The sequence below is a fragment of the Dokdonella sp. genome, assembly GCF_049593775.1.
Lineage (GTDB): Bacteria > Pseudomonadota > Gammaproteobacteria > Xanthomonadales > Rhodanobacteraceae > Dokdonella.
Window position 1 is genome coordinate 1 of the sequence record NZ_JBAWHJ010000349.1, and the last position, 2,453, is coordinate 2,453.

Genomic DNA, 2,453 nt, shown 5'->3' on the forward strand with positions numbered 1-2,453 from the left:
CATGATGGGGGCAGACCTATGTCTTTCACGATTCGAAACCTGAACAAGCAATTCGCCCAGTGCGGGTTGCATTGGGGAATCTGCATCACTCTTGGGCTGATGATCGCGCCGGCGACAAGCGCCTTGGCCGAGCAGACTTCAGCCACGGAACTTCGAAATGCCGCTCAGTCGACGCGCTCAGCTGATATTGATCCAGTCACGGGCCTTGTCTACGGTACTCAATCCGTCGTCAGCGGTGTGGCGATGACGGTAGATGCCGAGGGTCATCCGCGTGCACTTTGCGCGGATCCCGCTGACTCCCTGGCGCCCCTGCAGATGCGCGATGCCATTGACCCGCGCAATAGCAGGATTCGCTATGAATAGCGCCAGCCGATCAGACAGACATCGTGCGTGCGCCTCCTCGCCCGCTTCCGCCGTGCTGTTGCTTTTGCTCGCAATGGGATGGGCCCAGGCATTGGCGGCTACCGTCGTCATCGTCAATGCCGACCAGCCGGGCGTGGGTCTCAATGACAACACCGTAGTGGCCCCGGCAGGCGGCAACAACGGCACGACACTTGGCCAGCAACGCATGAATCTTGTTCAGCGTGCCGCCTCGATTTGGGGGCAGCGCCTGGCCAGCAGTGTACCGATACGGGTCAGCGTGCAGTTCGCGGGCTCGTTCTCCTGTGCTCAGAATCCTGGCGATTTCGTCTATCTCGCATATGGCGGGCCGGCTGCCTATTACACCGCCAACTTGCCTCCGGACCCGCCGCACCCGGTTATTTATCCGGCCGCATTGCGCAATGCGATTCTTGGCAGCGTGGCAGATCCGAGTACGCCAGAGGCGTTCCTTCAAATCAATCCGCTGATCGATAGCCAGCCGGGCTGCCTGACCGGCAACACCGGATACTGGTACGGCACCAATCCGGATATCGCGCCGCCCGCCGCCGCCAGCAAATATCCGTTGCTGCCGCTGGTGCTGCATGAAATGGCCCATGGCCTGGGTTTCGTGCAGAACCACAATCTGCAAAATGGCTCCGGATTTCCGCCCTATTACTACACCTTCGATCTCAAGGTTTTCGACAACACCATTGGAAAATTCTGGAATCTGATGAGCGACAGCGAGGTGCTGGTCTCGGCAGGCAACGATCCAAACGTGATCTGGAAAGGAGCGGCCGTTGATGCTGCAAAGTCGACCTACCTGCGCCAGCCCGTGCGTCTGCGCATCGGCGCGGCCGCACAAACCGGAGAGGTTCTACAGGCGTTTTACGGTCCTTTGCTGCCGAGCACCGGTCTCAGCGCAATGGCCACCGTGGTCAACGATGGCTCGGCCAATCCGGACGAGGGCTGCGCAAGCTTGCTCAACGCGGCGCAAGTGCAGGGGCGCATTGCCGTGGTCAAACGGGGCACTTGCGGATTTGGTGTCAAGACGAAAAATGCAGAGCAGGCGGGCGCGATAGCGGTTCTTGTTCTGAACAATCGCGCCGAAACGCCAGCAGATCCGTTGCCCATCGCTTCCGGATTTGATTTCACCATCCGCATTCCCTCGGCCACCGTCGCTTACCAGACCGGACTCGACCTGCTTGGCCAGCTGGCAGGCGCGCCAAATGTGACCGTGACCGTCGAATCGATACCTGGCAGCGGCATGCTCGGAATCCAGACTGGTTTCATGAGGATGCACGCTCCGGCGCAAATCTCCCAGGGCTCCTCGATAAGCCATTTCACCTCCGATACCGGCGGGCCGTTGCTGATGCAGGCCGAAATCTCCCCCTCGCTGTTTGACCGCATTGACATGACGCCCGAGCAGTTGCGGGATATCGGCTGGACGATCCTTCCCGACGACCGGCTTTTCCGCAACGGTTTCGACTGATCCCTGAGTTTCAAGGAGCAAGGTCTGCCACAGGGATGTGGCACTTGCCCTTGGCTGTACCTGGCCGAAGGCAGGAAAGCGCCGATCTGCTACGCTTTCCGGTCTTTCTGCCCGACCGAACCCTGCAATGACCGTCAGAACCCGTTTCGCTCCCAGTCCCACCGGCTTTCTGCATATCGGTGGCGCGCGCACCGCACTTTACTGCTGGCTCGAGGCGCGCCATCGCGGCGGCGAATTCGTACTCCGCATCGAAGACACGGATCGCGAGCGTTCCACCCAGGAAGCTGTCCAGGCCATTCTCGATGGCATGAGCTGGCTCGGCCTCGATCATGACGAGGGGCCGTTCTACCAGACCTTGCGCATGGATCGTTACAAGCAGGTCGTCGAGGACATGCTCAAGGCCGGCAAGGCCTACTATGCCTATGAGTCGAAGGAAGAGATCGAGGCGATGCGCGCCGAGGCCATGGAAAAGGGGCTCAAGCCTCGCTACAACGGTTACTACCGCGATCGCAACGAACCCCTTCGAGACGATCCCAACCGGGTTATCCGTTTCAAGAATCCGAGTTCGGGCAGCGTTGTCTTCGATGACAAGGTCAAGGGACGC

3 protein-coding genes are annotated in these 2,453 nt (G+C 60.1%); all 3 read left to right on the plus strand.

Going from position 1 to position 2,453, the window contains the following annotated elements; genetic code table 11:
• On the plus strand, positions 1–363 hold a 363-nt coding region (locus WBP53_RS12135; protein ID WP_423929279.1), incomplete at its 5' end, for a hypothetical protein.
• Entirely contained in the window at positions 356–1,849 is a 1,494-nt protein-coding gene (locus WBP53_RS12140; RefSeq protein ID WP_423929281.1) for a PA domain-containing protein, read from the plus strand. The genes WBP53_RS12135 and WBP53_RS12140, both read left to right, overlap by 8 nt.
• Before the next feature lie 127 nt (positions 1,850–1,976).
• Positions 1,977–2,453, plus strand: a 477-nt coding sequence (locus WBP53_RS12145) for a glutamate--tRNA ligase (RefSeq protein ID WP_423929283.1), incomplete at its 3' end; no start/stop codon positions are given.